19 protein-coding genes and 1 pseudogene are annotated in these 26,214 nt (G+C 70.4%); 11 read left to right on the top strand and 9 right to left on the bottom strand.

The genetic code is table 11. The features are described from left to right. The first annotated feature begins 30 nt into the window (after positions 1-30). The 4 genes from B0I29_RS14360 (at position 31) to B0I29_RS14345 (ending at position 3,509) form a co-directional block, all read left to right on the top strand. Positions 31-1,347 (top strand): GH1 family beta-glucosidase, encoded by a 1,317-nt coding sequence (locus tag B0I29_RS14360; protein ID WP_111649438.1) that lies wholly within the window; start codon positions 31-33, stop codon positions 1,345-1,347. Further along, complete coding sequence (locus B0I29_RS14355; protein WP_111649437.1) at positions 1,344-2,171, top strand: class I SAM-dependent methyltransferase; 828 nt, start codon at positions 1,344-1,346, stop codon at positions 2,169-2,171. Before B0I29_RS14360 ends, B0I29_RS14355 begins: the two co-directional genes overlap by 4 nt. A 45-nt stretch (positions 2,172-2,216) precedes the next feature. Beyond that, a complete protein-coding gene (locus tag B0I29_RS14350) occupies positions 2,217-2,417 on the top strand; it encodes a hypothetical protein (RefSeq protein WP_111649436.1) in 201 nt (66 codons plus the stop codon). Between the two features lie 123 nt (positions 2,418-2,540). After that, positions 2,541-3,509: an aldo/keto reductase gene (locus B0I29_RS14345; protein ID WP_111649435.1), complete on the top strand. Its 969-nt coding sequence runs from the start codon at positions 2,541-2,543 to the stop codon at positions 3,507-3,509. Positions 3,510-4,006: 497 nt separating this feature from the next. Here the strand turns inward: B0I29_RS14345 and B0I29_RS14340 are convergent, their stop codons facing one another. The 3 genes from B0I29_RS14340 to B0I29_RS14330 all read right to left on the bottom strand — a co-directional run bounded on the left by B0I29_RS14340 (position 4,007) and on the right by B0I29_RS14330 (position 9,340). After that, positions 4,007-6,526, bottom strand: coding sequence for a DNA gyrase/topoisomerase IV subunit A (locus B0I29_RS14340; RefSeq protein ID WP_111649434.1), 2,520 nt, complete (start codon positions 6,524-6,526; stop codon positions 4,007-4,009). 10 nt (positions 6,527-6,536) lie between these two features. Beyond that, the gene (locus B0I29_RS14335) at positions 6,537-8,594 is read right to left on the bottom strand and encodes a DNA gyrase/topoisomerase IV subunit B (RefSeq protein WP_111649433.1); all 2,058 of its coding nucleotides are present in this window, start codon (positions 8,592-8,594) and stop codon (positions 6,537-6,539) included. Positions 8,595-8,731: 137 nt separating this feature from the next. Next, positions 8,732-9,340, bottom strand: a complete 609-nt coding sequence (locus tag B0I29_RS14330) for an adenylate/guanylate cyclase domain-containing protein (RefSeq protein WP_111649432.1) — start codon at positions 9,338-9,340, stop codon at positions 8,732-8,734. Positions 9,341-9,517: 177 nt separating this feature from the next. Between B0I29_RS14330 and B0I29_RS14325 the strand changes: the two genes are divergently transcribed. After that, complete coding sequence (locus tag B0I29_RS14325; RefSeq protein ID WP_111649431.1) at positions 9,518-12,349, top strand: ATP-binding protein; 2,832 nt, start codon at positions 9,518-9,520, stop codon at positions 12,347-12,349. Between the two features lie 252 nt (positions 12,350-12,601). Next, positions 12,602-13,372, top strand: coding sequence for a DUF5995 family protein (locus B0I29_RS14320; RefSeq protein WP_111649430.1), 771 nt, complete (start codon positions 12,602-12,604; stop codon positions 13,370-13,372). Between the two features lie 123 nt (positions 13,373-13,495). Here B0I29_RS14320 and B0I29_RS14315 read toward each other — a convergent pair whose 3' ends face one another. The 3 genes from B0I29_RS14315 to B0I29_RS14305 are packed head-to-tail and all read right to left on the bottom strand — an operon-like array spanning position 13,496 to position 16,093. Further along, positions 13,496-13,981 (bottom strand): hypothetical protein, encoded by a 486-nt coding sequence (locus B0I29_RS14315; protein WP_245972520.1) that lies wholly within the window; start codon positions 13,979-13,981, stop codon positions 13,496-13,498. A gap of 56 nt (positions 13,982-14,037) precedes the next feature. Continuing rightward, positions 14,038-15,393: a HAMP domain-containing sensor histidine kinase gene (locus tag B0I29_RS14310; protein ID WP_111649428.1), complete on the bottom strand. Its 1,356-nt coding sequence runs from the start codon at positions 15,391-15,393 to the stop codon at positions 14,038-14,040. Continuing rightward, positions 15,386-16,093 carry a response regulator transcription factor gene (locus B0I29_RS14305; protein ID WP_245972537.1) on the bottom strand — a complete coding sequence of 236 codons (708 nt, stop codon included), beginning with the start codon at positions 16,091-16,093 and terminating at the stop codon, positions 15,386-15,388. The genes B0I29_RS14310 and B0I29_RS14305 overlap by 8 nt, the downstream gene beginning before the upstream one ends. 1,024 nt (positions 16,094-17,117) lie before the next feature. Between B0I29_RS14305 and B0I29_RS14300 the strand changes: the two genes are divergently transcribed. Further along, positions 17,118-18,131 (top strand): glutathione S-transferase family protein, encoded by a 1,014-nt coding sequence (locus B0I29_RS14300; RefSeq protein ID WP_111649426.1) that lies wholly within the window; start codon positions 17,118-17,120, stop codon positions 18,129-18,131. On the opposite strand, the gene B0I29_RS14295 is transcribed toward B0I29_RS14300, so the two are convergent. Together B0I29_RS14295 and B0I29_RS45730 are read right to left on the bottom strand one after the other, a co-directional pair. Then, positions 18,118-18,606 carry a MarR family winged helix-turn-helix transcriptional regulator gene (locus B0I29_RS14295; RefSeq protein ID WP_111649425.1) on the bottom strand — a complete coding sequence of 163 codons (489 nt, stop codon included), beginning with the start codon at positions 18,604-18,606 and terminating at the stop codon, positions 18,118-18,120. The two genes, B0I29_RS14300 and B0I29_RS14295, sit on opposite strands and share 14 nt — an antisense overlap. Further along, positions 18,603-18,749: a hypothetical protein gene (locus tag B0I29_RS45730; RefSeq protein WP_181557824.1), complete on the bottom strand. Its 147-nt coding sequence runs from the start codon at positions 18,747-18,749 to the stop codon at positions 18,603-18,605. Before B0I29_RS45730 ends, B0I29_RS14295 begins: the two co-directional genes overlap by 4 nt. On the opposite strand from B0I29_RS45730, the pseudogene B0I29_RS46685 reads away from it, so the two are divergent. Then, positions 18,685-19,440: pseudogene (locus B0I29_RS46685) on the top strand (EamA family transporter); the annotation flags it as partial. The gene B0I29_RS45730 and the pseudogene B0I29_RS46685 overlap by 65 nt on opposite strands. Before the next feature lie 69 nt (positions 19,441-19,509). On the opposite strand, the gene B0I29_RS46680 reads toward B0I29_RS46685, so the two are convergent. Then, positions 19,510-20,154: an NAD-dependent epimerase/dehydratase family protein gene (locus B0I29_RS46680; RefSeq protein ID WP_245972519.1), complete on the bottom strand. Its 645-nt coding sequence runs from the start codon at positions 20,152-20,154 to the stop codon at positions 19,510-19,512. A gap of 50 nt (positions 20,155-20,204) precedes the next feature. Here B0I29_RS46680 and B0I29_RS14285 point away from each other — a divergent pair, with 50 nt between their 5' ends. Genes B0I29_RS14285 through B0I29_RS14275 form a run of 3 tightly spaced genes read left to right on the top strand, consistent with a single transcriptional unit; the run spans position 20,205 to position 26,213 of the window. After that, entirely contained in the window at positions 20,205-22,991 is a 2,787-nt protein-coding gene (locus B0I29_RS14285) for an SWIM zinc finger family protein (protein WP_111649423.1), read from the top strand. Continuing rightward, positions 22,988-24,049, top strand: coding sequence for an ATP-binding protein (locus tag B0I29_RS14280; RefSeq protein WP_111649422.1), 1,062 nt, complete (start codon positions 22,988-22,990; stop codon positions 24,047-24,049). The genes B0I29_RS14285 and B0I29_RS14280 overlap by 4 nt, the downstream gene beginning before the upstream one ends. Further along, positions 24,042-26,213 (top strand): DUF5682 family protein, encoded by a 2,172-nt coding sequence (locus B0I29_RS14275; RefSeq protein ID WP_111649421.1) that lies wholly within the window; start codon positions 24,042-24,044, stop codon positions 26,211-26,213. The genes B0I29_RS14280 and B0I29_RS14275 overlap by 8 nt, the downstream gene beginning before the upstream one ends. The last annotated feature ends 1 nt before the right edge of the window (position 26,214 follow it).

Here is a 26,214-nt window from a genome sequence, read left to right as displayed (position 1 = left end):
CTTTTTGGTCTTCTTTTTAGGGGATACTTCGTGACATTCACGTGGGGAGTGGCCACCTCGGCCTACCAGATCGAGGGCGCCGCGTTCAAGGACGGGCGCACCGCGTCCATCTGGGACACCTTCGCCCGGGACGTGGTCGGTGAGACCGGTGAGGTGGCGTGCGACCACTACCACCGGATGACCGACGACGTTCAGCTGATCAAGAGCCTGGGCGTCGACGCGTACCGTTTCTCGGTCTCCTGGACGCGGGTGCAGCCCGGCGGCCGCGGTCCGGCGAACCCGGCCGGGCTGGACTTCTACGACCGCCTCGTCGACGAGCTGCTCGCCGCCGGGATCGACCCGTGGCTGACGCTGTACCACTGGGACCTGCCGCAGGAGCTGGAGGACGCCGGCGGCTGGCCGAACCGGGACACGGCCTATCGGTTCGCCGAGTATTCGTCGTTCGTTGTTGATCGCCTCCAGGATCGCGTGCGCAACTGGGGAACCGTCAACGAGCCGTGGTGTGTGGCCTATCTCGGCTACGAGCACGGGGTGCACGCCCCGGGCCGCAAGGATTTCGGGGCGGCCCTGGACGCGACGCACCACCTGTTGCTGGGACACGGCCTGGTGGCCTCTTCCCTCCGCCGCGACGGGAACATCGTCGGGCCGGCTCTCAACATCGGCACCGCTACCCCGGCCTCCGACGATCCGCTGGACGTCGCGGCCGCCCGGCTCGCCGACGGGATGGGCACCCGGATCTTCCTCGACCCGATCGCCCGCGGCAGTTACCCCGACGACGTGCTCGCCCATCTGGACGCGCGCGGCTTCGCCCTGCCGATCCTGGACGGCGACCTGAAGATCATCTCGGCGCCGATCGACATCCTCGGCGTCAACTTCTACTTCGGACAGGACTTCTCCGGGTACGACCTCGACGGCAACACGGCCGACGCGGCCGGCCTGCCCGTGGTCCGGGAGATCTACCCCGACGTACCCCGGACCGCGTTGAACTGGCCGATCACCCCGGACCGGTTCACCACGCTGCTGCGGCGCCTGCACGACGACTACGGCATCCCGCTCGCCGTCACCGAGAACGGCGCCGTCTACGACGACGTCCCCGACGCGACCGGGTTCATCGCTGATCACGAACGGACCGCGTACATCGCGGCCCACGTCGACGCGGTCTTCGCCGCCCGCGCCGCCGGCGCGGACGTGCGCGGTTACTTCGCCTGGTCACTCATGGACAACTTCGAATGGGCCGAGGGGTACGCGAAACGGTTCGGCCTGGTGCACGTCGACTACGAGACCCAGGTGCGGACGCCGAAAAGGAGCGCACTGTGGTTCCGTGACCGCGTACGCTCCGGCGCATGACCGAGTATCTCGACGTCAACCGCGCGAACTGGGACGAGCGCGCACCCGCACATGCCGCCTCCCCCGACTACCACGTCGAGGACTTCGCGAGCGATCCCGCGTACCTCAGTGAGGTCGTCCGATTCGACAGGCCCCGCCTCGGTGACATCGCCGGGCTGCGCGGCGTGCACCTGCAGTGCCACATCGGCACCGACACGGTCTCGCTGTCGCGGCTCGGCGCCACCATGACCGGCCTCGACTTCTCCGGCGCCTCGCTGGAGCAGGCCCGGACCATCGCCGAGCGGGCCAAGGCCTCGATTCCGTATGTGCAGAGCGACGTCTACGCCGCCCGGGACGTGCTCGACGGCGAGTTCGACCTGGTCTACACCGGGATCGGCGCGCTCGGCTGGCTGCCCGACATCCGGCGCTGGGCGCGGACCGTGGCGTCGCTGCTCGCCCCGGGCGGACGGCTGTTCATCCGGGAAGGTCACCCGGTGCTCTGGTCGCTCGACTATTACCGTACCGACGGGGTGCTCGCCATCTCCGAGCCGTACTTCGAGCAGGCCGAGCCGCAGATCTACGACGAGGCCGGCACGTACGTGTCGACCGAGAGCGAGTTCCAGCACACCACGACCCACGAGTGGAACCACGGGCTCGGCGAGATCGTCACCGCGGTCCTCGACGCCGGCCTGACCGTGACCGGGCTTGAGGAGCATCAATCGGTCCCGTGGGACGCGCTCCCCGGCCGGATGCACCAGATCGGCGGCGGCGAGAACCAGCTGATCGAGAAGCCGGAACGGTTGCCGCATTCATACACGTTGCAGGCGCGGCGTTTGGGGAACTGACGCTGCGGGGTATCAGCCGCGCATCCCCGGCTGAGGAGGTCCCCGATGCGTATCGGTGCGGTCATAGTTGTCATCTGGCTCGTTCTCGGTGTCGTTGCGGCATTCGAACGTGGCTACTTCAAGGATTCCGGCGACGCGAGCTGTGCGGAGGCGGGCACGGTCATCGTCACCACGCTTGCCGGGCCGCTCAACTGGATGGGCGTCAACCCTAAGATCACCTGCGATGTTCCGGCGCCCAGCGAATAGGCGTACCCACGCTGGGGCTTGAACCCACCGGAGAGCGGAAGGCGCGGCAGATGGCCGCGGCTCCGCTCTCTCGCGGTTTTCGGGGTTGCCCTGGAGTGCGCTCCAGGTTCTAGCGTCGGGATTATGGAACGCAGAGATTTCGGCAGGCTTGGGCAGATCAGCGCTCTCACCCTCGGCGGTGGCGGGCTCGGCGGCGTCTGGGGAAGCACCGACCGCGACGAGGCGGTGGCGACCGTGCACGCCGCTGTCGACGCGGGGATCACCATGCTGGACGTGGCGCCCAGTTATGGCGACGATTTCGAGGCGGAGCGGGTGGTGGGTGCGGCGCTGCGGGCCCGGCCGGCGCCTGATGTTCTGGTCACCACGAAGGTGCAGGTCCACGATGTGCCGCCGGGTGGGGATTTCGACGGGCTGATCCGGCGCAGTCTGTCCGGCAGCCTTTCGCGGCTGGGCCGGTCGCACGTTGATCTCCTGCTGCTGCACACGCAGTTGCTGCCGCTGGACGGGTCGGCTACGGCTGCTGGGACGATCCACTTCTCGTCGTATCAGGATGCTGTGGTGCCGGCGTTCGAGCGGTTGCGCGCTGAGGGCCTGATCCGGGGGTGGGGGATCACGGCGGTCGGGCATCCGGCGTCGACGGTGGAGGCGCTGACGTCGTCGCCGCGGCCGGATGCCGCTCAGGTGATCGTGAACGCGCTCGATCTGAACGGCGACATGTGGATTTATCCGGATGTAACGCCTGATGGTCCGGCGCTGGTCGCGGCGGCTGGTTCGCAGGGTGTGCCGGTGCTGGGCATTCGGGTGGTGGCGGCGGGTTCACTCGCTGGTTCGCTGGATCGCGCGGTGCCGGCTGATCATCCGGCTGCTGTGGACTTCGCCCGGGCGGCGGGGTTCCGCAAGCTCGCGGCCGAGTGGGGCGAGCCGGCGGCGGTGCTGGCGCATCGGTATGCGCTGAGCGTGCCGGGGGTTTCGAGTGTGGTGCTGGGCGTCAAGAACCGTGCCGAATTGGCGGAGTGCGTGGCGGCGGAGGCCCGGGGCCGGTTGACGCCGTCCGAGGTGTCCACGATCCGGGCGCTGACAGAAGCCCGCTGAGAGAGCTCCGGGCACAAGTCGGTTGCCGATCGTGTCCGGTCCGGCGCGAGCGGGCGGGGACGGATCCGCACGGATGGGCGCGATTCGCGGGGATGGGGTCGCACGCATTGGAACGGTGCGTCTTCGACTACGCCAGGGCCACGACAGGAGCTCACACACGCGATCGGTGAGGCCTCATCATCGCTGCCGGTCGATTGCGTGTGCCCGCGTTCCGGTTCACCGCCCCCAGGACGGCGGTCAGCGCACGCGAACAGGCGCTCACCGCCCCAAGACCGCGGTCAGCGAACCTGAACGGGCGCTCGCCGCTCCTGCCTCAAGCCGATCAAGCTGAGCCTCAGCCGTGTGCCAGCGCGCGGGCGGCCATAACCGGACCCCAGCGGCTACTGGCTTGGTGATGACCGGTGCGCGTTACGGGCCGCGATGAGGCGGAAGAGCAAGAAAGGCAGTGCTGGGGCCGCCGGGTGAAAACGCCCGGCGGCCAGCGAAGGGGGTGATGCTCAGTCGCGTTCGATCAGGTGGCCGATCAGCTGGGGGCCCATGATTACTGCCGCCCCTGAGCCGTCTCGGCGGGCGTCCGGCTCGGGCAGTTCCACCGGGTCGCCTGTGGCTGACGCTCCGACCGGGCGCGGGCCGACCCACGCCACCGTCAGCTGCGTCTCGCCCTTGAGGAACCGCTGCACCCGCACGCCGCCGGTCGCCCGGCCCTTGGCGGGGTAGGACGCGAAGGGGGAGACCTTCACCTGGGTGCCGGTCGAGGTGACGACCATCGGTTCGCCGTGCTGGGGGTCCGACGTGGACACCGCGTTGAAGGACAGCACCTCGGACTCGGCCCCGAGGCTGATGCCGGCCATGCCGCCGCCCTTGAGGCCCTGCGGACGGACCAGCTTGGCCGGGAATCGGAGCAGTGACGCGTCGGAGGTGACGAAGACCAGTGCCTCGGCACCGTCGGTGAGCCAGGTCGCCTGGAGGAGCTCGTCGCCCTCTTTCAGCGTGATGACCTCGAACTCGTCGGAGCGGACCGGCCACTCCGGTGCGCACACCTTCACGATGCCGAGTTTCGTACCCATGGCGAGGCCTGGCGAGTCGCCGGGGGTGAGTGGGGCCATGCCGACGACGCGCTCGCCCTTGTCCAGCGGCACCAGCTCGGAGGCGGACATGCCGCCGCGGATCGAGACGGTGCCGGACTGCTCGGGGAGGACCGGCAGGGTCAGCACGTCGGTCTTGAAAGCGCGGCCCCGGTTGGTGACCAGCAGGATCCGGCCGCGGGCGGTGGAGTGGATGACCGCGCGTACCGCGTCGTGCTTGACCCGGCCGCTGCGCTTGCGCGCCTCGGTGCTCTCCTCACTTTCCGCGGCGGTCCGGGCGATCAGCCCGGTCGCGGAGAGGATCACCTGGCAGGGGTCGTCGGCGACCTCGAGCGGGCCGGCCGGGACCGAGGCGGCGAGGACCTCTTTCAGGTCGCCGTCGATCAGCGTGGTGTGCCGGGGCCGGCCGAACTCGGAGGCGACCGCGGCGAGCTCGTCGGAGACCAGCTGCTTGAGCACGTCCTCGTTGTCCAGGATCAGGGTCAGCTCGGCGATCTCGCCGCGCAGGCGTTCCTGCTCGGTCTCCAGCTCGATCCGGTCGAACCGGGTGAGCCGGCGCAGCGGGGTGTCCAGGATGTACGTCGCCTGGATCTCGGAGAGCCCGAACTCGCTCATCAGGCCGGCCTTGGCGGCCGTCGCGTCGTCGCTGGACCGGATCAACGCGACCACCCGGTCGATGTCGATCAGGGCGATGAGCAGGCCGTCGACGAGGTGCAGACGATCCTCACGCTTGGTACGCCGGAACAACGTCCGCCGCGTCACCACCTCGTAGCGGTGCTGGACGAACACCTCCAGCAGCGCCTTGAGGCCGAGCGTCCGCGGCTGACCGTCCACCAGCACCAGGTTGTTGATGCCGAACGAGGTCTCCAGCGGGGTCAGCCGGTAGAGGTCGGCGAGCAGCGCCTGCGGGTTGACGCCGATCTTGCACTCGATCACGAGCCGGGTGCCGTGCTCGCGGTCGGTCAGGTCCTTCACGTCGGAGATGCCGACCAGGCGGGCCGCCTGACGCTGGCCGCGCCGCGGGCCCGAGGTGATCAGCTTGCCTTTCACCTCGTCGGTGATGGCTTCGATGATCTTCTCGGTGCCGACGCCGTAGGGCAGCTCGGTCACCGTGATCGCCTGACGGCCGCGGCCGCCCTCAAGCAGGCCGGTCTGGGCGCGGGCACGCATGCGGACCACGCCACGGCCGGTCTCGTACGCCCGCCGCACCTCGTCGAGCCCGAGCAGCTGACCGCCGGTGGGCAGGTCGGGGCCGGGCACGAAGCGCATCAGCTCGTCGAGGTCGGCGTCCGGGTTGGTGATCAGGTGCCGGGCGGCAGCCACGACCTCGCCGAGGTTGTGCGGGATCATGTTGGTCGCCATCCCGACCGCGATCCCGGACGTGCCGTTGACCAGCAGGTTCGGGAAGGCCGCCGGCAGCACCTTGGGCTCCTGCTCGGAGCCGTCGTAGGTGGGCCGGAAGTCGACGGTGCCCTCGCCGAGCTCGCCGACCAGCAGCATCGCCTCGGGCGACATCCGCGCCTCGGTGTACCGAGCGGCGGCCGGGCCGTCGTCGGGCGAGCCGAAGTTGCCGTGGCCGTCGATGAGCGGCGTGTTGAGCGAGAAGTCCTGGGCGAGGCGGACCAGGGCGTCGTAGATCGCGACGTCACCGTGCGGGTGGTACTTACCCATGACGTCGCCGACCACCCGGGCGGACTTCACGTACGGCCGGTCGGGCCGGTGGTTCTGCTCGGACATCGACCAGAGGATCCGCCGGTGCACCGGTTTGAGGCCGTCCCGGGCGTCGGGCAGCGCTCGTGAGTGGATGACCGAGTACGCGTACTCCAGGTAGGAGTCCTCGACCTCGGTGGTCAGTGGGTTGTCGATGACCCGGGCGCCTGCCTGATCGAAAGCGGACAGGTCGACGCGGTTCTCGGACTTGCGGCGTGCCATCAAAAACCTCTCAGGCGTCGATCGTCTCCTGGTCGATCCGGCCGGCGGCCTCGATCAACCAGTTCTTGCGGGGTTCGACACGCTCACCCATGAGCAGTTCGAGGGTGGCCTCGGCGCGCTCGGCGTCCTCGATGGTGATCCGCCGGACGGTGCGGGCCGCCGGGTTCATCGTGGTGTCCCAGAGCTCGTCGGCGTCCATCTCACCGAGGCCCTTGAACCGGGGCACCGGTTTCTGCACCTGCCGGCCGGCGCGCTCGATCTTGGAGACCGTGCTCTCCATTTCCTGCTGGGTGTACGTGTAGAGCGTCTCGCCGTTGCGACCCTTGGTGACCACCTTGTGCAGCGGCGGCATCGCGGCGAAGAGCCGGCCGTGCTCGATGACCGGCCGCATGTACTTCGCGAAGAGCGTGATCAGCAGGGTCCGGATGTGCGAGCCGTCGACATCCGCGTCCGCCATGATCATGACGCGGCCGTAGCGCATCGCGCCGATGTCGAAGGTGCGGCCCGAGCCGGCGCCGAGCACCTGGACGATCGCCGAGCACTCCACGTTGTCCAGGACCTGCTGGAGGCTGGCTTTCTGCACGTTGAGGATCTTGCCGCGGATCGGCAGCAGCGCTTGATATTCCGAGGAACGCGCCATCCGGGCGGTGCCGAGAGCCGAGTCACCCTCCACGATGAACAGCTCGGAGCGATCGATGCCGATGGCCCGGCAGTCGACCAGTTTGGCCGGCATCGACGCGCCCTCCAGGGCGGTCTTGCGGCGCGCGGCGTCCTTCTGCTGTTTCTGGGTGAGGCGGACGCGGGCCGCGTCCACCACTTTCTGCAGGACGGTACGCGCTTCGGCCTTCGTCTTCCGGTTCTCGATCCACTCCTTGACGTACGCCTCGACCAGGCTCTGCATCACCCGGGTGATGCCGGCCGTGGAGAGCTCGTCCTTGGTCTGCGAGGTGAACTGCGGCTCCGGCACCCGCACGTGGATGACCGCGGTCATGCCCTCCAGCAGGTCGTCCAGGACCGGCGGCTCCTCCTTGGGCTTGAGCAGGCCACGCGTGTTGCGGATGGCCTCGGTCAGGGACCGGACCAGGGCGCGCTCGAAACCCTTGCGGTGGGTGCCGCCGTGCAGGTTGCGGATCGTGTTGGTGAACGTCTCGACGTTGCGCTCGTAACCCGTCCCCCAGCGGAACGCGACCTCGATCTGCGCCTGGCGGACGACGTTCGACTGCATGACGCCGTTGGCGTCCGCGGCGTTCTCCTTGTAGGTCCCCTCGCCGTCGACCATGAGGATGCCGGAGACCGGTTTCTCGTTGGACGGCGTGAGGAACTCGACCATGTCGGTGAGGCCGTTGGGGTAGTGGAACGTCTCGGTGGCCGGTTCCTCGGCGGTCGCGTCGAAGATCGTGTATTGCACGCCGGGGACCAGGAACGCGGTGTTGCGCAGCTTGGCGCGGACCGAGTCGACGTCGAGGCGGGCGCCGGTCTCGAAGTACCGCGCGTCGTACCAATAGCGGGTCGACGTGCCGGTCGGCTCGCCGCGTTTCATCCGGCGGGCGACCCGCAGGCCGGGCTGGCGGGTGAACGCCGCCTCCGGGCCGGGGCCGTCGAAGACGCCGGGCACACCGCGCTGGAACGAGATCTCGTGGACCTTGCCGTCCCGCTTGACGGTGACGTCGAAGCGCAGCGCCAGCGCGTTGACCGCGGAGGCGCCGACGCCGTGCAGACCACCGGAGGTCTTGTAGCCGGAGCCGCCGAACTTGCCGCCGGCGTGCAGCCGGGTGAGCACCAGCTCGACGCCGCTGAGGCCGGACTTGGCGTGCACATCGGTGGGGATGCCGCGGCCGTCGTCGTCGACCTGGAGCGAGCCGTCGGAGTGCAGGGTCACCGCGACCTTGGTGGCGTGGCCGGCGACGCCCTCGTCGGTCGAGTTGTCGATGATCTCGTTGGCGAGGTGGTTGATGCCGCGGCTGTCCGTGGAGCCGATGTACATACCTGGGCGTTTCCGGACAGCGTCCAGCCCTTCCAGGTGCGTGAGGTCGTCAGCCCCGTACAAGGTGTCTGGCTGTGCGGTCACGAGGCAGTACTCCCGATCGGCCCATGGGTGGTCAAGACGGCGCGAGCCTACCCGGCGCCTGTGACACTTCTGCCCCAGGCGAGCCAGGTCTCAACCACACCGTGGCCTAAATCGGTACAAAAAACCCAAAAACCGTCTTAAAAAGCCACGGCGAGCGGAGCAGCCTGCGGCTGCAGCGCGCGGAAGAGATCGAGAGGGTACGACTTACCGGGCACCAGCACCGGCGGCAGCTCCTGATAAGCGATCGACGCGTCGGTCACCTCACGTGTCGCGGCGCACACCACGACGGTGTCGTGCGGCGCGTACGCCTGAAGCCGCGCCGCCGTGCTCACCACGCTCCCGCTGACCATGGCGTAACCGCCGTCGAAGGCGGCCAGCGGATCGACGATCACTTCGCCGGTCGCCAGGCCCACCCGGGTACGCACCGGGAACCTGCCGGCCAGGAGACGCCCCCTCAACGACTCCTGGACCGACAGGCCCGCTCGTACGGCGCAGGCGGCGGCGTCCGGCCCGAAGCCGTCGTCCCCGGCGCCGAACACCGCCATCACCGCGTCTCCGACGTACTTCTCGACGATGCCGCCGCACTCACGGACCACTGCGGACACCGTGGAGAAGTAGTCGCGTTGCAGCGCACGGACGTCCGCACAGTCCAGCCTGTCGACCAGCGTGGTGAAGCCCACGATGTCGATGAACAGCACGGTGACGGTCTGGCGCCGCTCCTGGCCGGCCATGGTGATGGTGGTCATGCGTCTCACGCTCCCCCAGCTCACTGCGTTGACCGGGAGTACGGTGCCAGCCCTGGTGAAGACGCGGATCCGCAGAACGACGTATCTCTGACAGCATCGTCACTCGTCATTTTTGTGACGCAGAACAGGCCGAACCGACGACAACGTGATACGCCGTTTCGCATTAGGCTGCCGGGCATGGCCAGCCAGGGGGACGACGGGCCGCTTGTCGGACGCACCGACACGCTGGCCGACATCCAGTCCGACCTGCGCAACGTCGGTTCCGGTGGAACAGCAGCGGTCTTCGTGACCGGGGAGAGCGGTGTCGGCAAGAGCCGGCTGCTGCGCGAGACCGCCGACGCCTTGCGCGAGACGGGCTTCGCTGTGCTGTCCGGCACCTGTTTGGACATCGGCGACGCCTCGCCCCTGCACCCGGTGCTGCAGGCCCTGCGCCGGCACGGCGGCGCCACGAACACGACCGCCACCAGCACCGCTGCCGCCGGCGCGGACGACGCGGGCGCCCTGCTCGACCGGGTGTCGCACGACCTGCGCGCGATCGCCGGCGACAAACCGCTGCTGCTCGTGCTCGACGATCTGCAGTGGGCGGACCGCAGCACCCGGCAGTTGTTGCTCTACCTATTGGCCGGCCTCGGTGACGTACGCATCTCGGTCCTCGCCGCGATCCGGGCCGAGGCCCTGCACGGCACCCACCCGCTGCGCCGGGTCCTGGCCGAGCTGCGCCGCCTGCGTTCGGTACGCGTCGTCGACCTGGCCCCGCTCAACCAGGACCAGACCCGTGAGCTGGTGACCGCGATCGTCGGCGGCAACGTCGCCATCGAGGACGCCGACCGGGTCTACAAGCGCAGTGGCGGCAACCCGTTCGTCGCCGAGGAACTCGCTCGTGACCTGCGCGACGGCCAGGTCGAGCTCTCCGACACGCTCCGCGAGATCTTCCTGACCAGGGTGGACGAACTCCCGCCGAACGCGCACCAGGTCGTGCACGCGATGGCGGCCGGTGTGGAGCCGGTCGACCACGCGGTGCTGGCCCGGGTCGTGAAACTGCCCGAGGACCAGCTGCTCGAGGCGATCCGGGTCGCCGTGGCGCACCGCTTCGTGTCCAGCGACGGCGACGGTTACCGGCTGCGGCACCGCCTGGTCGCCGAGGTGCTGGAGCAGGAGGTGCTGCCCGCCGAGTCCGCCGCGCTGCACCGGCGTTATGCCGAGTCGCTGGAGTCCGAACCCGGCGAGCCGGACCACGCCCGTCTGGCTCACCACTGGCAGCGTGCGGGCGTACCCTCGCGGGCTCTGCCGCCGGTGGTGGCCGCCGCGCGTTCCGCGGAGGCGATGTACGGCTTCGCGGAGGCGCATCGGTACTGGAGCATCGCGCTGCAGCTGGTGAGCGAGGATGACGCGGACCGCACGCCGCTGCTCGGCAACGCCGCGGAGTCGGCCCACCAGTGCGGCGAGCACCTGCTCGCGCTCTCCCGGCTGGAGGAGCTGGCCGGCCGCAAGGACGCGCCCGGTCAGGGCGACCTGCACCTGCGCCGGGCCCGTTACCTGGCCGCCGCGGGCCGCACCGCGACCGCCGAAACCGAGTACGAACTGGCCCTGGAGTCCGCCGACTGCACCCCGCAGCTGCGCGCCTCGGCCGCCGCGTTTCTGGCCGAGCTGCTGGTCCAGCTGGCGCGGTACGCGGACGCCCACGAGCGCGCCCGCGAGGCTCTCGAACTCGCTGCCGTCCAGGGCACCACGGCCGACCTGGTCCGGGCCAGTGCGGCTCTCGGTTTCAGCGCTGCATTCCGGGAGGATCCGGACGCCGGCCTCGCGGTCATCCGGCACGCCGTCGAGATCGCCGAACGCTCCGGCCACCCGGACGACCTGGGCGTGGCGTACCTGCACCTCGCGGAGCTGCTGACCGGCCCGCTGAACAGCATCGAAGAGGGCATCCTGGTGGCCCGCCGCGGTGCCGAGCGGCTGTCCACGCTCGGTGGCGGCCGTGCTCACCAGAGCCGTCTGCTGGCGATCGCGGCGAACGGACTTTTCCGGATCGGGCAATGGACCGAGGCGGACGCCGTCCTGGAAGCCGCCATGCGGCACCGCCCGTCCGGCGCCGAGGCGGTCGAGCTGCTGCTCGCGCGCTGCCGGCTGCTGGTCGGTTACGGCGACCTGGAAGACGCCGCCCGCGACCTGGACTCGGCCGCGACCCTGCTGGCCGGCGGCGGCGCCCGGCACGTGCTGCCGATGCTGACGCTGCGGGCCGGCCTGGCGATGTGGCTCGGCGAGCACGCGGACGCCCGGGCCGCGGTGCAGCGCGGGCTGACCGAGACCCGGTCCGACGACCTGGTGCTGCTCGGCGTCCTGGCCTGGCACGGCCTGCGCGCCGAGGCCGAGGCGCACGCGGCCGGCAAACCGGTCGACCAGGGCGCGATCCGCCGGCTGCTGATGGTCCGCGACCGGATGGCCTCGGGCGCCGGCAACGCCGGTCCGGCGGCCCGCGCGATCATCGACGCCTATCTGGATCTCTGCGCCGCCGAGCTGAGCCGGATCGAGGGCCGCCACGACCCGGAGCCGTGGGCGCGAGCAGCCGCGATCTGGGATCGGCGACAGCAGCCGTACCCCGCCGCTTACGCGCGCCTGCGGCACGCGGAGGCCTCCCTGCAACGCAAGGTCCGTCGCGCGGCCGCGGTCACCGGACTGCGCCAGGCGTACGCGACAGCCACAGCGATGGGCGCCCGCCCGTTCGCCGCCGAGATCGTCGGGATCGCGCACCGGTTCCGCGTGGTGCTGGCCGACGACATGCCGACCGTGCCGATGTCCCTGCCCGACCAGCCGGTCGACGAGCTGGCGCTGCTGACCGGCCGGGAGCGCGAGGTCCTGGCCGCGGTGGCCGAGGGTCTCACCAATCGTGAAATCGGCGAGCGTCTTTTCATCAGCGAACGTACCGTCGGTGTCCACCTAGGACATATCTTCGACAAGTTGCAGGTACGTACCCGGGTTCAGGCGAGTCGCGTCTATTTAACAGCTGCCTGAACAGGCGACGAACCTTTTTCAACCTGGCGGCCTGCGTTGCTCGGCGCCAGCTCGGCGGGCCGGGCCAGGTTGAAAAAAGTTCGATCGTTATCTGCGCGTGACATACGTACGCAGAATACGTCGTTCTACCGATCCGCCGGCTCGGCCCCGGTGGAAGGGTGGGCGTCACGGGGGAGCACCACCCGGCGGCATAACCGCCGGGTGGTGCTGGGGGCCCTCCGCAGTTCTGCATTACCCGTGGAGGATCCGAAAATGACCCAAGCCATTTGGGGCCCCGTCCAGCAGGAGATGTCCGACCTGCTCAAGCGGCACCCCGACGACGTGCCCGGCGTCGTCGATCAGCTGACGAAGCTGCAAGAAGTCCTGTGCCGAGTGCCGCCGCTGCTGAACAGCAACCCGCTCGCCGACTTCAACCAGCTGTACCTGACGATCACCGAGAACGTGCTGGAGCGTCTGTACGACGGCAAGTTCAAGGACCCGGGATTCCTGTCCCGGCTGGACGTCGAGTTCGCCGCGCGGTACTTCGACGCGCTGCGGTACTGGACCGATGGAAGCCCGGCCTGCCCGGGCGTGTGGGCCGGACTGTTCGGCCGCATCCCCGGCCCGGACGCCCGTCCACTGCCGTCGGCCGTCGCCGGCGTCAACGCGCACATCAACTTCGACCTGCCGTTCGCGCTGGTCACCACGTTCGATCACCTCGGCACCGACCCGATCGACGGTAGCGACCAGCACCACGACTACCTGCAGGTCAACGACATCTTCAACGAAGAGATCCCGGGTCTGCGCCGGGGTTACCTCGACCGCTGGCAGCTGCTCATCGACACGATGAACGGCGAGCTGGACGACTGGTGGCAGGGCGAGATGGTGGAGTACACCCGCAACGTCGCCTGGCGTAACTCGCAGAAGATCTGGGCGATCCGGCACGACATGATCGCGCTGGACAAGCAACGCCGTCGTCTCGACGACACCGCGACCGGTCTCGGCAAGCTGCTGCTGTCACCGTTCGCCGATTTCTTGCAGTGAAACCCGCTGATCCTGGGGGCAGGATCAGCGGAAAGTCACTGCGTGGGCGCCCATTTTCCGACCTTGGGGGCAAGGTCGGCCGGGCGTTGCTTCACCGTCGTCCGCTGGCCCTGGGGGGCAGGGTCAGCGGACGACGACGAGCCGGGCAGCGGTGACCGAACCGTCACGCGCTCCCCCGACAGCGACCTGCACACCGGCTTTGACCGCACTGCGCTCGGCCTTCTTCCGGTCCTGCACCACCCGCAGCGGCTCACCGAACGTCCAGGTCAGCTCGAACCCGTCGGTCGATTTCACGGTGAATCCGGCGTCGTCCGCGGCGGTGACCTCACCCCGCTGCACCACGATGGTGCGTTGTTCCCCGTCGCGGCCCTGCACCACGACCTCGCCGTGCAATGTGTTCTTGCGCAGCAGTTTGCGAATGGCTCGCGGCCGCGGTCCTTCGGCTTCCGACGGCGACGGTTCGACCTCGTCCAGCCCTTCCGCGAATCCGGCGGCCTGCAACGCGACCGATTCAAGGCCGCTGTCCGGCACGGCCTCCGCGACCCCACCTCCGGCGCATCCGCCGAGCGCGAGCACCACACAAATTCCCAGAGCCACTTGGGTACGCACAAAGCCAGGTTGACGTCTCATACCGGCGAGTCTCGGCCCGCGCCGATCGACGAACGTCAGCCCGATGTTCGAGTTGTGTAAGGCAATTCCACGGTGAACCGGACCCCGCCTTCCGGGGCATGACCCGCGGTGATCCGCCCGCCGAGCCGGCCCACCAGCCGCGCGGCCAGCGCCAGCCCGAGCCCGGAACCGGTGGCCCGCACGTTGCGGTAACGCCGGTTCAGCTCGCCACGCTGGAACGCGACGGCCAGGTCGTCGTCGGTGAGGCCTGGCCCGCCGTCGCGCACCTCGACGACACCGGACGACGCTCCGGCCTGGACCGACAGCACCAGCGGGGCGCCGGGTGGGATCACGCGCAGCGCGTTCTCGCAGAGGCCGTCGATGACCTGCCGGATCCGGCCCGGGTCGGTGTCGACGGTGACCGGTGAGTCCGGCAGCTCGACGACCAGCCGTGGGCCGTCGGTGCCGCAGCGGGCCCGCCACGCCTGCCCGGCCTCGGTGACCAGCTCGGTCAGGTCCACCGGCACCACGTCGAGCGGCAGGTCGGCCGCTTCCAGCCGGGCCAGGACCAGCAGGTCCGAGACGAGCCGGTCCAGCCGGTCCGCCTCGGCGAGCATGGTGCTCCCGGCCTCGGCGGCGCCGTCCGCCTCGATCACCCGGTCGGCGAGCGCTTCGGCGTAACCCCGGATCGTCGCGAGCGGCGTACGCAACTCGTGCGAGACCGACAGCAGGAACTCCCGTTCGCGGCCTTCGCTCGTCCGCAGCGCCTCGGCCAGCTGGTTGATCGCGTCGGCGAGGCGGGCGGCTTCGGCCGGGCCGCGCCGGGAGATGCGTACCGTCCGGTCGCCGGCGGCGAGCCGCCCGGCCGCGGCGGCGGCCCGTTCGATCGGCCGGGTGACGAACCGGGCCAGCAGCGCACCGGCCACGATGCCGCCGAGCAGGCCGGCCAGCAGCGCCACCCAGATGCTGCCGAACACCCGGCCGGCCGTGCCGCTCGACGACTGCTGGGTGAGCACCACGCCGGCGTCGCGGCCGGTCAGCGGGCGGCCGGCGACGAAGACGGGCCGGCCACCCAGCACCGCTCGGGTGTCGACCACGTCGCCACCGGCCACCGCGGTCACCACCCGCTGGGGCAGGCCGGCCCGGTCCGGCGCACCCCGCCGGATCAGGTAGATCTCGATGTGGTCGGCACGCAGCCGCTCGGCGATCCGGGCCCGGGCGGCGGGACGCTCGTCGGCGAGCAACTCCTCGGCGAGAGCGGTCTTCGCCATCAGCTCGGCGCGGCTCTGCAGGTTCACCGAGCGGACCGCCACCGGCACCGCGACGAGCGACGTGACGATCACGGCGATCACCGCGGTGGCGGCGGTGACCAGGACGGCGCGGCCGGTGAGCGTACCGAAGAAGTCACGCATCGGCCGTGTACCCGACGCCGCGGACGGTCCTGATCAGTGCCGCCGCGTCGCCCAGTTTGGCGCGCACCTGCGCCACGTGCACGTCCACGGTCCGGGTCCCGGCGGCCGACGCGTAACCCCAGACCGCGGCGAGCAACTCCTCCCGGGTGAAGACCCGGCCGGGCCGGCCCAGCAGGTGCGCGAGCAGATCAAATTCGGTCGCGGTGAGGACGAGTGCCTGCCCGTCCACGGCCACCGCACGACGTCCGGGATCGAGCGTCAGCGGGCCGAGTACGCGTACCCCAGCGGTGTTGTCCGAAGAAACGGCCGCGCGGCGCAGCAGCGCCTTGACCCGGGTGACGAGCTCGCGGGGGCTGAAAGGCTTGGTGACATAGTCGTCGCCGCCCAGCTCAAGGCCGAGGATCCGGTCGACCTCGTCGTCGCGCGCGGTGAGGAAGATGACCGGCGTCCAGTCGCCGTCGGCGCGCAGGCGGCGGCAGATCTCGGTGCCGTCCAGGCCGGGCAGCGCGATGTCCAGCACGCAGGCGACCGGCCGCAACCGTCGCGCGGCGGCGAGCCCGGCCGCGCCGTCGTGCTCGACCTGCACGCCGAACCCTTCCCGGCGCAGATAGAGCCGCACCAGGTCGGCGATCGGCCGCTCGTCCTCGACCACGAGGACGAGCCCTTTGCCTTTGTCAGGCGTGTCGGTCACGGCGTTCATCATGCCGCCGGGCCCGCGCCGGTGGTGTTCGAGGAAGGTAAAGCCGCCGGTAGCCCGATCGGAGGTTTGTCCGGGAACGCTCCCAAAATCCGGAAAGCGCTCTCCCGCACGTGCTATAAAGGCGAACGTGCACGCCGCCGGCTGATGCCGGCCATCGCTTCAACGGATTCCGAGCGTATCGAAGTTTTTCCAGGGCTTCGAAGCGCCGGATGGTGAACGTGCGCCGGGCAGAGTCATCGCCCCGAGAGCCGGGCGAGGCGTCACACACGGGGGGATGCCTCGCCCTTCCCTCCCCCAAACGCTCCGCCCGCACTCGCCTCACCACCTCGCCGCCCGATCTTGTGAGTTTCTGGCCGGCATGACGGCGCAAACTCACGACTTTCGGAGCGGCACCGCAGACAGCCACGCCTGACCCACCACCCCTCCGAGATCTTGTGAGCTTCGGGCCGACATGACGGCGCAAACTCACGACTTCGGCTCGGTTGTACCGCCTGATTCGTGTGCGCTTCGATCGACGAGGAGCAGGGCCGGCCGGGAGGCTTGCGCAGGGGCGGTGAGCGCACGCGCAACCGTTTCGCGTGCGCTCGTCGCCCCCAGAGCGGCGGTGAGCGCAAGCGTTTTGCGTGCGTTCACCGCCGCCGCGTCGCGTTTGCATGTGCTCACCGACCCACACTCCCCGTGCTCGCCGCCTCACCCCGCGCGCTTGCCGCGGTCGTCGGGCGACGAGCGACGGACGGCTCGGTTGGGAGGTTGGTGTCCGGCAAATCCGACATGGCTGCTGGGACCCCTCACACGCCCGCGCGCGGCGGGTGCTCCGCGTGGATGAGGTCGCACGCAACGGCACCGTGCGGCTTCATCCACGCCAGGGCCGAGACCGGGGCTCGCACACGCACTCCGTGCGACCTCGTCATCGGCGAGGCAGGGCGAGACCGGGCTGGGCGAGGGCGAGGCTGGGCGAGGGTGAGGCTGGCGGCAACCTGGGACTTGGCGGGATGGCGGGGGTTTTGGGGGTATGGATGAAGGCATGGCCTATGTGAATCCGGCGGGGGAGTTCACCCGCGACCAGCGTTACATCGCCACCCGGATCACCGCGGACGGGCGGGACGGGTTCCCGGTCGAGGCCGGGCGATATCGGCTGGTGGTGAGCCGCGCGTGCCCGTGGGCGAACCGGGCGATCATCGTGCGCCGGCTGCTCGGGCTGGAGGACGCGCTGTCGATGGGCATCGCCGGGCCGACGCACGACGAGCGGAGCTGGACGTTCGACCTCGATCCGGGCGGCCGGGATCCGGTGCTCGGCATCGAGCGGTTGCAGGAGGCGTTCCTGGCGCGGTACCCCGACTATGACAAGGGGATCACCGTGCCGGCGATGGTGGACGTGCCGACCGGCCAGGTGGTGACAAACGACTTCGCGCAGATCACCATCGACCTGTCGCTGGAGTGGACGGCTCATCACCGGCCCGGCGCGCCGCAGCTTTACCCCGAAAGCCTGCGTACGGAGATCGACGAGGTCAACAAGGGCGTCTTCACCGAGGTCAACAACGGCGTCTACCGGGCCGGTTTCGCCGGATCACAGGAGGCGTACGACCAGGCGTACCAACGGCTTTTCAGCAAGCTCGACTGGCTGTCCGAGCGGCTCGCCGGACAGCGATACCTGGTCGGCGACACGATCACCGAGGCGGACGTCCGGCTCTTCACCACGCTGGCCCGTTTCGACCCCGTCTATCACGGCCACTTCAAGTGCAACCGGTCGAAGCTGGCCGAGATGCCGGTGCTGTGGGCGTACGCAAGGGATCTTTTCCAGACGCCGGGCTTCGGCGACACGATCGATTTCACGCACATCAAGCAGCACTATTACGAGGTCCACCGTGACATCAATCCGACCGGCGTCGTGCCGCTCGGCCCGGACCTGAGCGGCTGGCTGGAGCCGCACGGCCGCGAGTCGCTGGGCGGCCGCCCGTTCGGCGACGGCACTCCCCCGCCCCCGCCCAAACCCGAGGAAACCGTCCCCGCCGCCCACGGAACAATCAGCGGCCGTTGAGGGCGGTGCCGAGCAGGGCGCTCAGGTCGGTCTGCTGCCGAGGTGACAGGTGAGCGATCAGGCGCTGCTGCTCGGCCAGGCCGGCCGACACCGCGGCGTCGGCTATCGCGCGGCCCTTGTCGGTCAGGTTGACCAGGACACCGCGGCGGTCGTTGGGGTCGGGTGAGCGCGCCACCAGACCCGCCCTCTCCAAGCGGTCCAGCCGCGCCGTCGTCCCGCCGCTGCTCATCATCATCGACGCCGCCAGTGCGCCCGGTGACAGCTGGAACGGCTTGCCGGCCCGGCGCAGCGTGGCCAGAACGTCGAACTCCGGCCTGCCGATGCCGAACGCGGCGTAAGCGCGCTCGGTCGCGATCTCCGCCAGCCGGGCCAGGCGGTAGACCCGGCCGAACACGCCCATCGCCGTGGTTTCCAGGTCGGGGCGTTCAACGGCCCACTGCTCGATGATGCGGTCGACGCCGTCGCTCTCGGTCATGTGCCCATTCTCTCGATGACGAGCTTCTCGACAAGAGTTATCTTTACGTCGAGATACTTTACGTCGAGGGAGTTGGTCATGAAGCCGCTACTGGTCACGGCGCTCACGCCCGCGATCTGGGGGACGACGTACGCGGTGACCACCGAACTTCTCCCACCCGGACGTCCGCTGCTCAGTGGCATGCTGCGGGCCCTTCCGGCCGGGCTTCTGCTGCTCGCGATCACCCGGGAGCTGCCCCGCGGATCGTGGTGGTGGCGGTCGGCGGTGCTCGGTGCGCTGAACATCGGGATCTTCTTCCCGCTGCTCTTCCTCTCCGCCTACCGCCTGCCGGGTGGCATGGCGGCCGTTCTCGGAGCCGCTCAGCCCCTGATCGTGGCCGGTCTCGGCGTACTGTTGCTGGCCGAGCGCGTGTCCTTGCGTACCCTGGTCGCGGGTTTGATCGGCGCCGTCGGCGTCGCGCTCGCGGTGCTGACCGCTACCGCCAGGCTTGACCCGATCGGGGTTTTCGCGGGGCTGGCAGGCACCGCTTCGATGGCGTTCGGCCTGGTCCTGACGAAGCGCTGGGGACGTCCGGGCGTCTCACTGCTCACCGCGACCGGGTGGCAGCTCACCGCCGGCGGGTTGCTGCTGGTCCCGGTCGTGCTGGTCGCGGAAGGACTTCCGCTCACGCTCACTTCGACGAACATCATGGGGTACGCGTACCTGTCGCTGATCGGCACAGCATTGGCGTACACGATCTGGTTCCGTGGTCTGGAGCGCCTGCCCGCCGCGAAGGTCTCGCTGCTCAACCTGCTGTCGCCACTGAGCGCGACGGTGATCGGATGGGCCGTGCTGGACCAGGCGCTGACGCCGATCCAGCTGGCCGGGATGACTGTCGCGTTCGCCGCGGTGATCTGGGGTCAGTCAGTGCATGTCCGCGTTCGTCACGACGCGGCGCGGGAAACCGGTGCGGGCCGCGCGCAGCATCGCCCGGCCGATCGCGTCGGTGGTGGTGACCTGGCCGGGAGCAATCTTGCGGAAGAACGGCACGAGCGGGGCGGTCAGCGCGTAAGCGGTGTTGTACCAGCCGGTCTTCGAGCGAGCGCCGTGCGTGGGCTGGATGAAGCCGGGACGGAACGCGTACCCGTTCGGGAAGGTCTCCATCACCTCGTTCTCGGTGCGGCCCTTGACCCGGGACCACATGATCCGGCTGTTCGCATCGGTGCCGGCACCCGAGACGTAGATGAAGACCATGTCCGGATTACGAGGAGCGAGGGTACGCGCGGCGGCCATCGGATAGTCGTAGGAAACCTTGGTGTACGAGGCCTCGTCCATCCCCAGCGACGAGATGCCGAGGCAGTAGAAACACGCGTCGTACCCTGACAGCTCGCCCTCGATCGAACTCAGGTCGGAGAAGTCGGCGAGGATGACCTCGCGCAGTTTCGGATGGTGCACCCCGGTCGGCGTACGCGTCACCACCAGCACCTCGGTCACGTCCGGCGCGAGCAGGGACTCCCGCAGCACACCCTGACCCACCATTCCGGTCGCCCCGAAAACAATCACCCGCATGCCCGCTCCTCAGCGCCGGAAACGTCGTACCCCCGGCCTAGGGTCTCACCGTGGGATTGGAACGATGGTCAACCGCCCAGGTCGAGGCTCTCGCACCCGACGCGAGTTCGCTGCGTAACGCGCGTGGCGTCACCGGCCAGGTCACCGCGTCGGGCCGGCTCGACGACATCGTGTGGGGTGTCTGCCGGGGTTATGAGGTGGCGGCCGACCTGGCCGGGCCGGCGTTCAAATGTTCCTGCCCGAGTCGCAAGATTCCTTGTAAGCATGTGCTGGGGCTGTTGCTGCGCTGGTCCTCCGACGGGGTTTCCGATCGTGCGGCGCCCTCCTTCGTGACGGCGTGGCAGGCGGCCCGTTCCCGGCCGGCCCGATCCGGCCCTCCTGATCCGGTCGCCGCTGCCAAGCGGGCTCAGGATCGTGCCGAGCGGGTCGCCGGTGGCATGGCTGAGCTGCGGCGATGGCTCGACGACCAGGTTTCGCAGGGCCTCGCTTCGTTCTCCCGGAACGGCCGGCAGGCCTTCGAGTCGATGGCGGCCCGTCTGGTCGACGCGCAGGCGCCGGGCGCGGCGAGCGCGGTGCGGCGGCTCGCCGGCGTCGCGGGCGCCGGCCCGCACTGGGCCGACCGGGTTCTCGGCGAGCTGGCCCTGCTCCGCCTGCTGGTCGACGGCCACGCCCGGCTCGGCGAGCTCGATCCCGCCCTCGCGGCCACCGTCCGCTCCCGGATCGGCTTCCCCACCGCCACCGACGACGTGCTGGCCGGCCCCCGGCTCACCGACCGCTGGCAGGTCCTCGGCCAGGTCGAGATCGACGAGGGCGCCCTGACCACCCGCCGCACCTGGCTGCACGGCACCGGCTCCGACCGGTTCGCCCTGGTCCTGGCGTTCGCCGCGCCCGGCCAGCCGCTGGTGTCCGATCTGGTGCCGGGCACCGAGTTCCGCGGCGACCTCTGCTTCTATCCCGGCGCGGCCCCACTGCGCGCCCTCGTCGCCGACCGCGCCTCGGCCGCCGAGCCTTTCGGCTCACCGCCGGGCGCCGGTTCCATCAGGGCGGCCCTCTCACGCTGGGCGAGCCTTCTGTCCACAGAGCCATTTCGGTACGACGGACCGATGCTCCTCTCCGGAGTCCGCTTCGGCGAGGGGTGCCTGGTCGACGGGGAGGGTTCGGCGTTGCCGCTCGCGCCCGGCCACCGCGAGCCGTGGTGGCTGCTGGCCGCCGCCGGTGGGCGCCCGGCCGACGTGGCGGCGGAGTGGTCACCGGCAGGGCTGCGTCCGCTGGCCGCCTGGGTCGACGGCGATTTCGTGGTGGCAGGGCCGCCGGCGCAGGATCCGGGTGCGCGCGGCGAGCCGGAGCTTCCCGCGGAGCTGTTGGCGGCGGCCCTGGTCGGGACAGCGCGGCGACCGTGGGCGGGCGAGTCGGTCGCGGCGGGCTCGCTGAGCATTTCGCTGGGGGCTTCGGCCGAGCTTCTGGAGGCCGCGGCTGTCGCGCTGGTCAGCCGGCGGGCTGGGGTGGAGCCGGTGACCGGGCGGCAGCCGGTGGGTGCGGCGCCTGAGGAGGTTGTCGCTCCCCTGCCGGTGGTTGCTTCGCTGCGGCTGGCGCGGATTCTCGCCGGCGGCGCGCCCGGTGGTGGGCATCTGGAGCAGGAGCTGCTCACCCAGTGGCTGGACGCCGCGGCTGCCCGGGGTGGCCTGGTCCGGCCGGCGCTGCTGCCCGCGCTGCTCGACGCGGGGCGGCGCAACACGACGATCCGTGGCTCCCTCGCCCAGGTCGCGGGCGCCCGCGGTGCGTGGCTGGCCGGGCAGCGCGGCGACTGGCGGTGGCTGCTCGACGAGGCCGTTCCGGGCAGCCTGCCGCTCTCCGGAGTCGGCGACGAGTGGCGGACCGGCACCGGCAGCATCCGACTCAACCTGCTGGTCACGCTGCGCCGGGCCAGTCCCGATCGGGCCCGGGAGCTCCTGGAGAGCACCTGGGAGCAGGAGTCGTCAGACGACCGGGCCCGATTCCTCGGGACGTTCGGCACCGGACTGTCCCTCCGGGACGAACCGTTGCTGGAACGCGCCCTCGACGACCGTCGCAAAGAGGTCCGCGAGGCGGCGCTCGACCTGCTCCGGGGGTTGCCGGGCGCGGCTGTCGGCGTCCGGATGGCCGCGCGGGCCCACGCGGCGGTGCGCTGGGACGGTAACCGCTTGGCAGTCGAGCCCCCGGAGGAACTGGACGGCGGCCTGCGCCGCGACGGCGTCAGCGCGGCGCCACCCCGGGGCGTCGGCGCGGGCGCGTGGCTGCTGGAGGAGGTCGTGGCGGGCACACCGCTGAACACCTGGACCGGGCTCGATGCTGCGGGGTGGGTTGGGGTGGCTCGGGGGCATGACTGGGTCAATCCGCTGTTGCACGGCTGGGCCAAGGCCGCCATCAACCAGCGTGACCCGGTCTGGGCTGCCGCGCTGCTCGCCGCGGACGCGGCCGCTCTGCGGGAGTCGGTGCGCTGGGACCTGCATCTGGTGTTGCCGGCCGAGCAGCTGGCGCGGCTCGCCGCCGAGGCGTTGCGTACCGAGGACGGTGCCGCGCACCGGCTGCTCAGCCTGCATCCGGGCCCGTGGCCGGACCGGCTCGCCGTAGCTGTTCTGGAGACGGTGGCGGCGCGGGCGCGTACCGATCGGCACACCTGGCAGCTCGGTGAGCTGTGCCGGACCGCGGCGCTCGCGATGCCGCCCGATTACGCCGACCTGGCCGGGCGTCTCGCCGCCGACCTGGACCAGTCCCTTGATCCGTCGCGGGTGCGGCCGGTGGCCGACCTCGCCCGCACTCTCACCTTCCGCCACGAGATGCTTCAGGAGCTCCAGTGACCGCACTGCGACCGCACGCCGAGGACCAGTACGCCGAGGAGCTCGCCCTGCTCGCCGCCGCGGACGACCGGAACCGGCCGCCGGGCTGGCGGCTGTCCCCGCACGCCGTGGTCACCTACCTGCTCGGCGACGGCGCGAAGATCACCCCGAAATACGTGGGGCCGCGCCGGCTCATCGAGGTCGCCGTCGCCACGCTCGCCACCGACCGGGCGCTGCTGCTGCTCGGTGTGCCCGGCACCGCGAAGACCTGGGTCTCCGAGCATCTCGCGGCGGCGATCTCCGGCGACTCCACGCTGCTGGTGCAGGGCACCGCCGGCACAGCCGAGGAGTCCATCCGGTACGGCTGGAACTACGCCCGTCTGCTCGCCGACGGACCCAGCGACGCGGCGCTGGTGCCGAGCCCGGTTATGCGGGCCATGCGGCTCGGCTCGATCATCCGGCTCGAGGAGCTCACCCGGGTACCGTCCGACGTGCAGGACGCGCTGATCACCATCCTGTCGGAGAAGACGCTGCCGGTTCCGGAGCTGAACACCGAGGTGCAGGCGGAGCGCGGGTTCAACCTGATCGCCACGGCGAACGACCGGGACCGCGGGGTGAACGAGCTGTCCAGCGCGCTGCGGCGGAGGTTCAACACGGTCGTGCTGCCGGTACCGGCGAACGCCGACGACGAGGTGGAGATCGTCGCCCGGCGGGTGGCGCAGCTCGGCCGGTCCCTCGAACTGCCCGAGGTGCCGGAGGCTCTCGACGAGATCCGGCGGGTCGTCACGATCTTCCGCGAGCTGCGTTCCGGGGTGACCGAGGACGGGCGTACCAAGCTCAAGTCGCCGACCGGCTCGCTCTCCACGGCCGAGGCGATCTCGGTGATCACCAACGGGATGGCGCTCGCGGCGCACTTCGGCGACGGCACGCTGCACCCGGGTGACGTGGCCGCCGGCATCCTCGGCGCGGTGGTCAAGGACCCGGTGTCGGACGGGGTGGTCTGGCGCGAATACCTGGAGACGGTGGTCCGGGAGCGCAGCGATTGGCTCGACTTCTACCGGGCAGCCCGCGATGCCTGAACGGCTCTACGGCGTACGCCATCACGGGCCCGGGTCGGCGCGGGCCGTGGTGCGCGAACTCGAACGGCAGCGGCCCGGCGTGCTGCTGATCGAGGGCCCGCCGGAAGCCGACGATCTGGTGCGCTGGGCGGCTGACAGCGGGCTGAATCCGCCGGTGGCTCTGCTCGGTTATGCCGTCGACGATCCGGGGCGGGCCGCCTTCTGGCCGTTTGCCGTCTTCTCACCGGAGTGGCAGGCGATCAGCTGGGCCGTACGAAACGGTGTTCCTGTTCGATTCTTCGACCTGCCTTACGCGTACCAAATGGATCTTGAAGGGCGAGTGGGACGGCCTGTTGATCCGATCGGGGAGCTGGCGGCCGCAGCGGGTTATGACGATCCGGAGCGCTGGTGGGAGGACGTGGTCGAGCATCGCGGGGTGCCCGTTTTCGCGGCGATCGAGGAGGCGATGACTGCGATTCGCGACACTGCCGAGGAAGATCCTTCGGATCTTGTCCGGGAGGCGCACATGCGGCAGGTGCTACGGGAGGAGCGGCGGCGGCACGACGACATCGCGGTGGTGTGCGGGGCATGGCATGTGCCGGCGCTGGCGCGCAAGGTGCCGGTGAAGGACGACGTCGCGCTGCTCAAGGGGCGCAAGAAGGCGAAGGTCGCGTTCACCTGGGTGCCATGGACGTATGGGCGGCTGGCGTCCTGGTCCGGTTATGGCGCGGGTGTGCGGTCGCCGGGCTGGTACCACCACCTGTTCACCGCGGCGAGTGACGTGGTGCCGCGCTGGCTCGTCGACGCCGCCGGGGTGCTGCGGTCCGAGGGTGTGCCGACCTCCTCGGCGCACGTCATCGAGGCGACCCGGCTGGCCGAGGCCCTCGCCACGATGCGCGGACGGCCCCTGGCCGGGCTGACCGAGGTCACCGAAGCGGCCGAAGCCGTGATGTGCGACGGCGAACCGCTGCGCACCGAGCTGATCGCCCGCCGGCTCGTCGTCGGCGAACGGCTCGGCACGGTTCCCGACGAGATGCCGGCCGTCCCGCTGGCCCGCGACCTGGCCGCGCAGCAGAAATCCGTGCGCCTCAAGCCCGAACCCACCGAGCGCGCCCTCGACCTGGACCTGCGGCGGGACATCGACCTGCGACGCAGCCGGCTGCTGCACCGGCTGCGCACCCTCGACCTGGCGTGGGGCGAGCGCACGCCCGGCCGGCGGGGCACCGGCACGTTCCGTGAGGAGTGGCGGATCTGCTGGCAGCCGGAGTTCGCGGTCCGGCTCGTCGAGTCGAGCATGTGGGGCACCACTGTCGTCTCCGCCGCTACGGCCCGGGTGACCCGGCGCGCGCACGCCGCCAGCACGCTCGCCGAGGTCACCGAGCTGGTCGAGATCTGCCTGCTGGCGGACCTCCCCGACGCCTATCCGGCGGTGCTCGCGGCGCTGGACACCCGGGCCGCGCTCGACGCCGACGTGCACCATTTGATGGCCGCACTGCCCGCTTTGGCGCGGACTCTGCGGTACGGGGACGTCCGGCGTACCGACGTCTCGGGTTTGTCGGTGGTGACCGCCGGCCTGCTCGGGCGAATCTGCGCCGGGCTGCCGTCGGCGGCCGGATCGTTGTCCGACGAGGCGGCTCGTGATCTCCGCAACGGGATGGACGGCGTGCACCAGGCGGTCGGTCTGCTCGCCGACGAACGGTTGCGCGAGCAGTGGCTGGCCACGATCTCCCTGTTGGCGATGCGGCCCGGTCTGCACGGGCTGCCGGCGGGGCGGCTCACCCGGTTGTTGCTCGACGCCGGGCGACTGGACAGCGCCGAGGTGCGGCGGCGGCTCCGGCTGCCGCTGACCGTCGGTGGTTCACCAGCGAACGCTGCGGCCTGGGTGGAGGGGTTCCTGGCCGGTGGCGGGCTGCTGCTGGTTCATGACGAGGCGCTGTTGTCGCTGGTGGACGAGTGGATGGCGGACATTCCGGCGGAGTCGTTCGAGGACGTGCTGCCGTTGCTGCGGCGGACGTTCGGCGGGTTCGACGCGGGTGAGCGCCGGGCCATCGGTGAGCGGGTGGCTCGCGGGGTTCGGGGTGGTGGCGGGGTGGACGCGGTCGTAGAGCTGGATCGGGAGCGGGCGGTTTCCGTGCTGCCGACGTTGAGTGCGCTGCTCGGCCGTGGTTTGGGGGTTCGTTCGTGAT

Origin of the sequence: Actinoplanes lutulentus (assembly GCF_003259845.1) — a bacterium.
Classification (GTDB): domain Bacteria; phylum Actinomycetota; class Actinomycetes; order Mycobacteriales; family Micromonosporaceae; genus Actinoplanes; species Actinoplanes lutulentus.
Note: the sequence above shows the minus strand (reverse complement) of the source record. Positions and strands in the feature narration are given on the sequence as shown.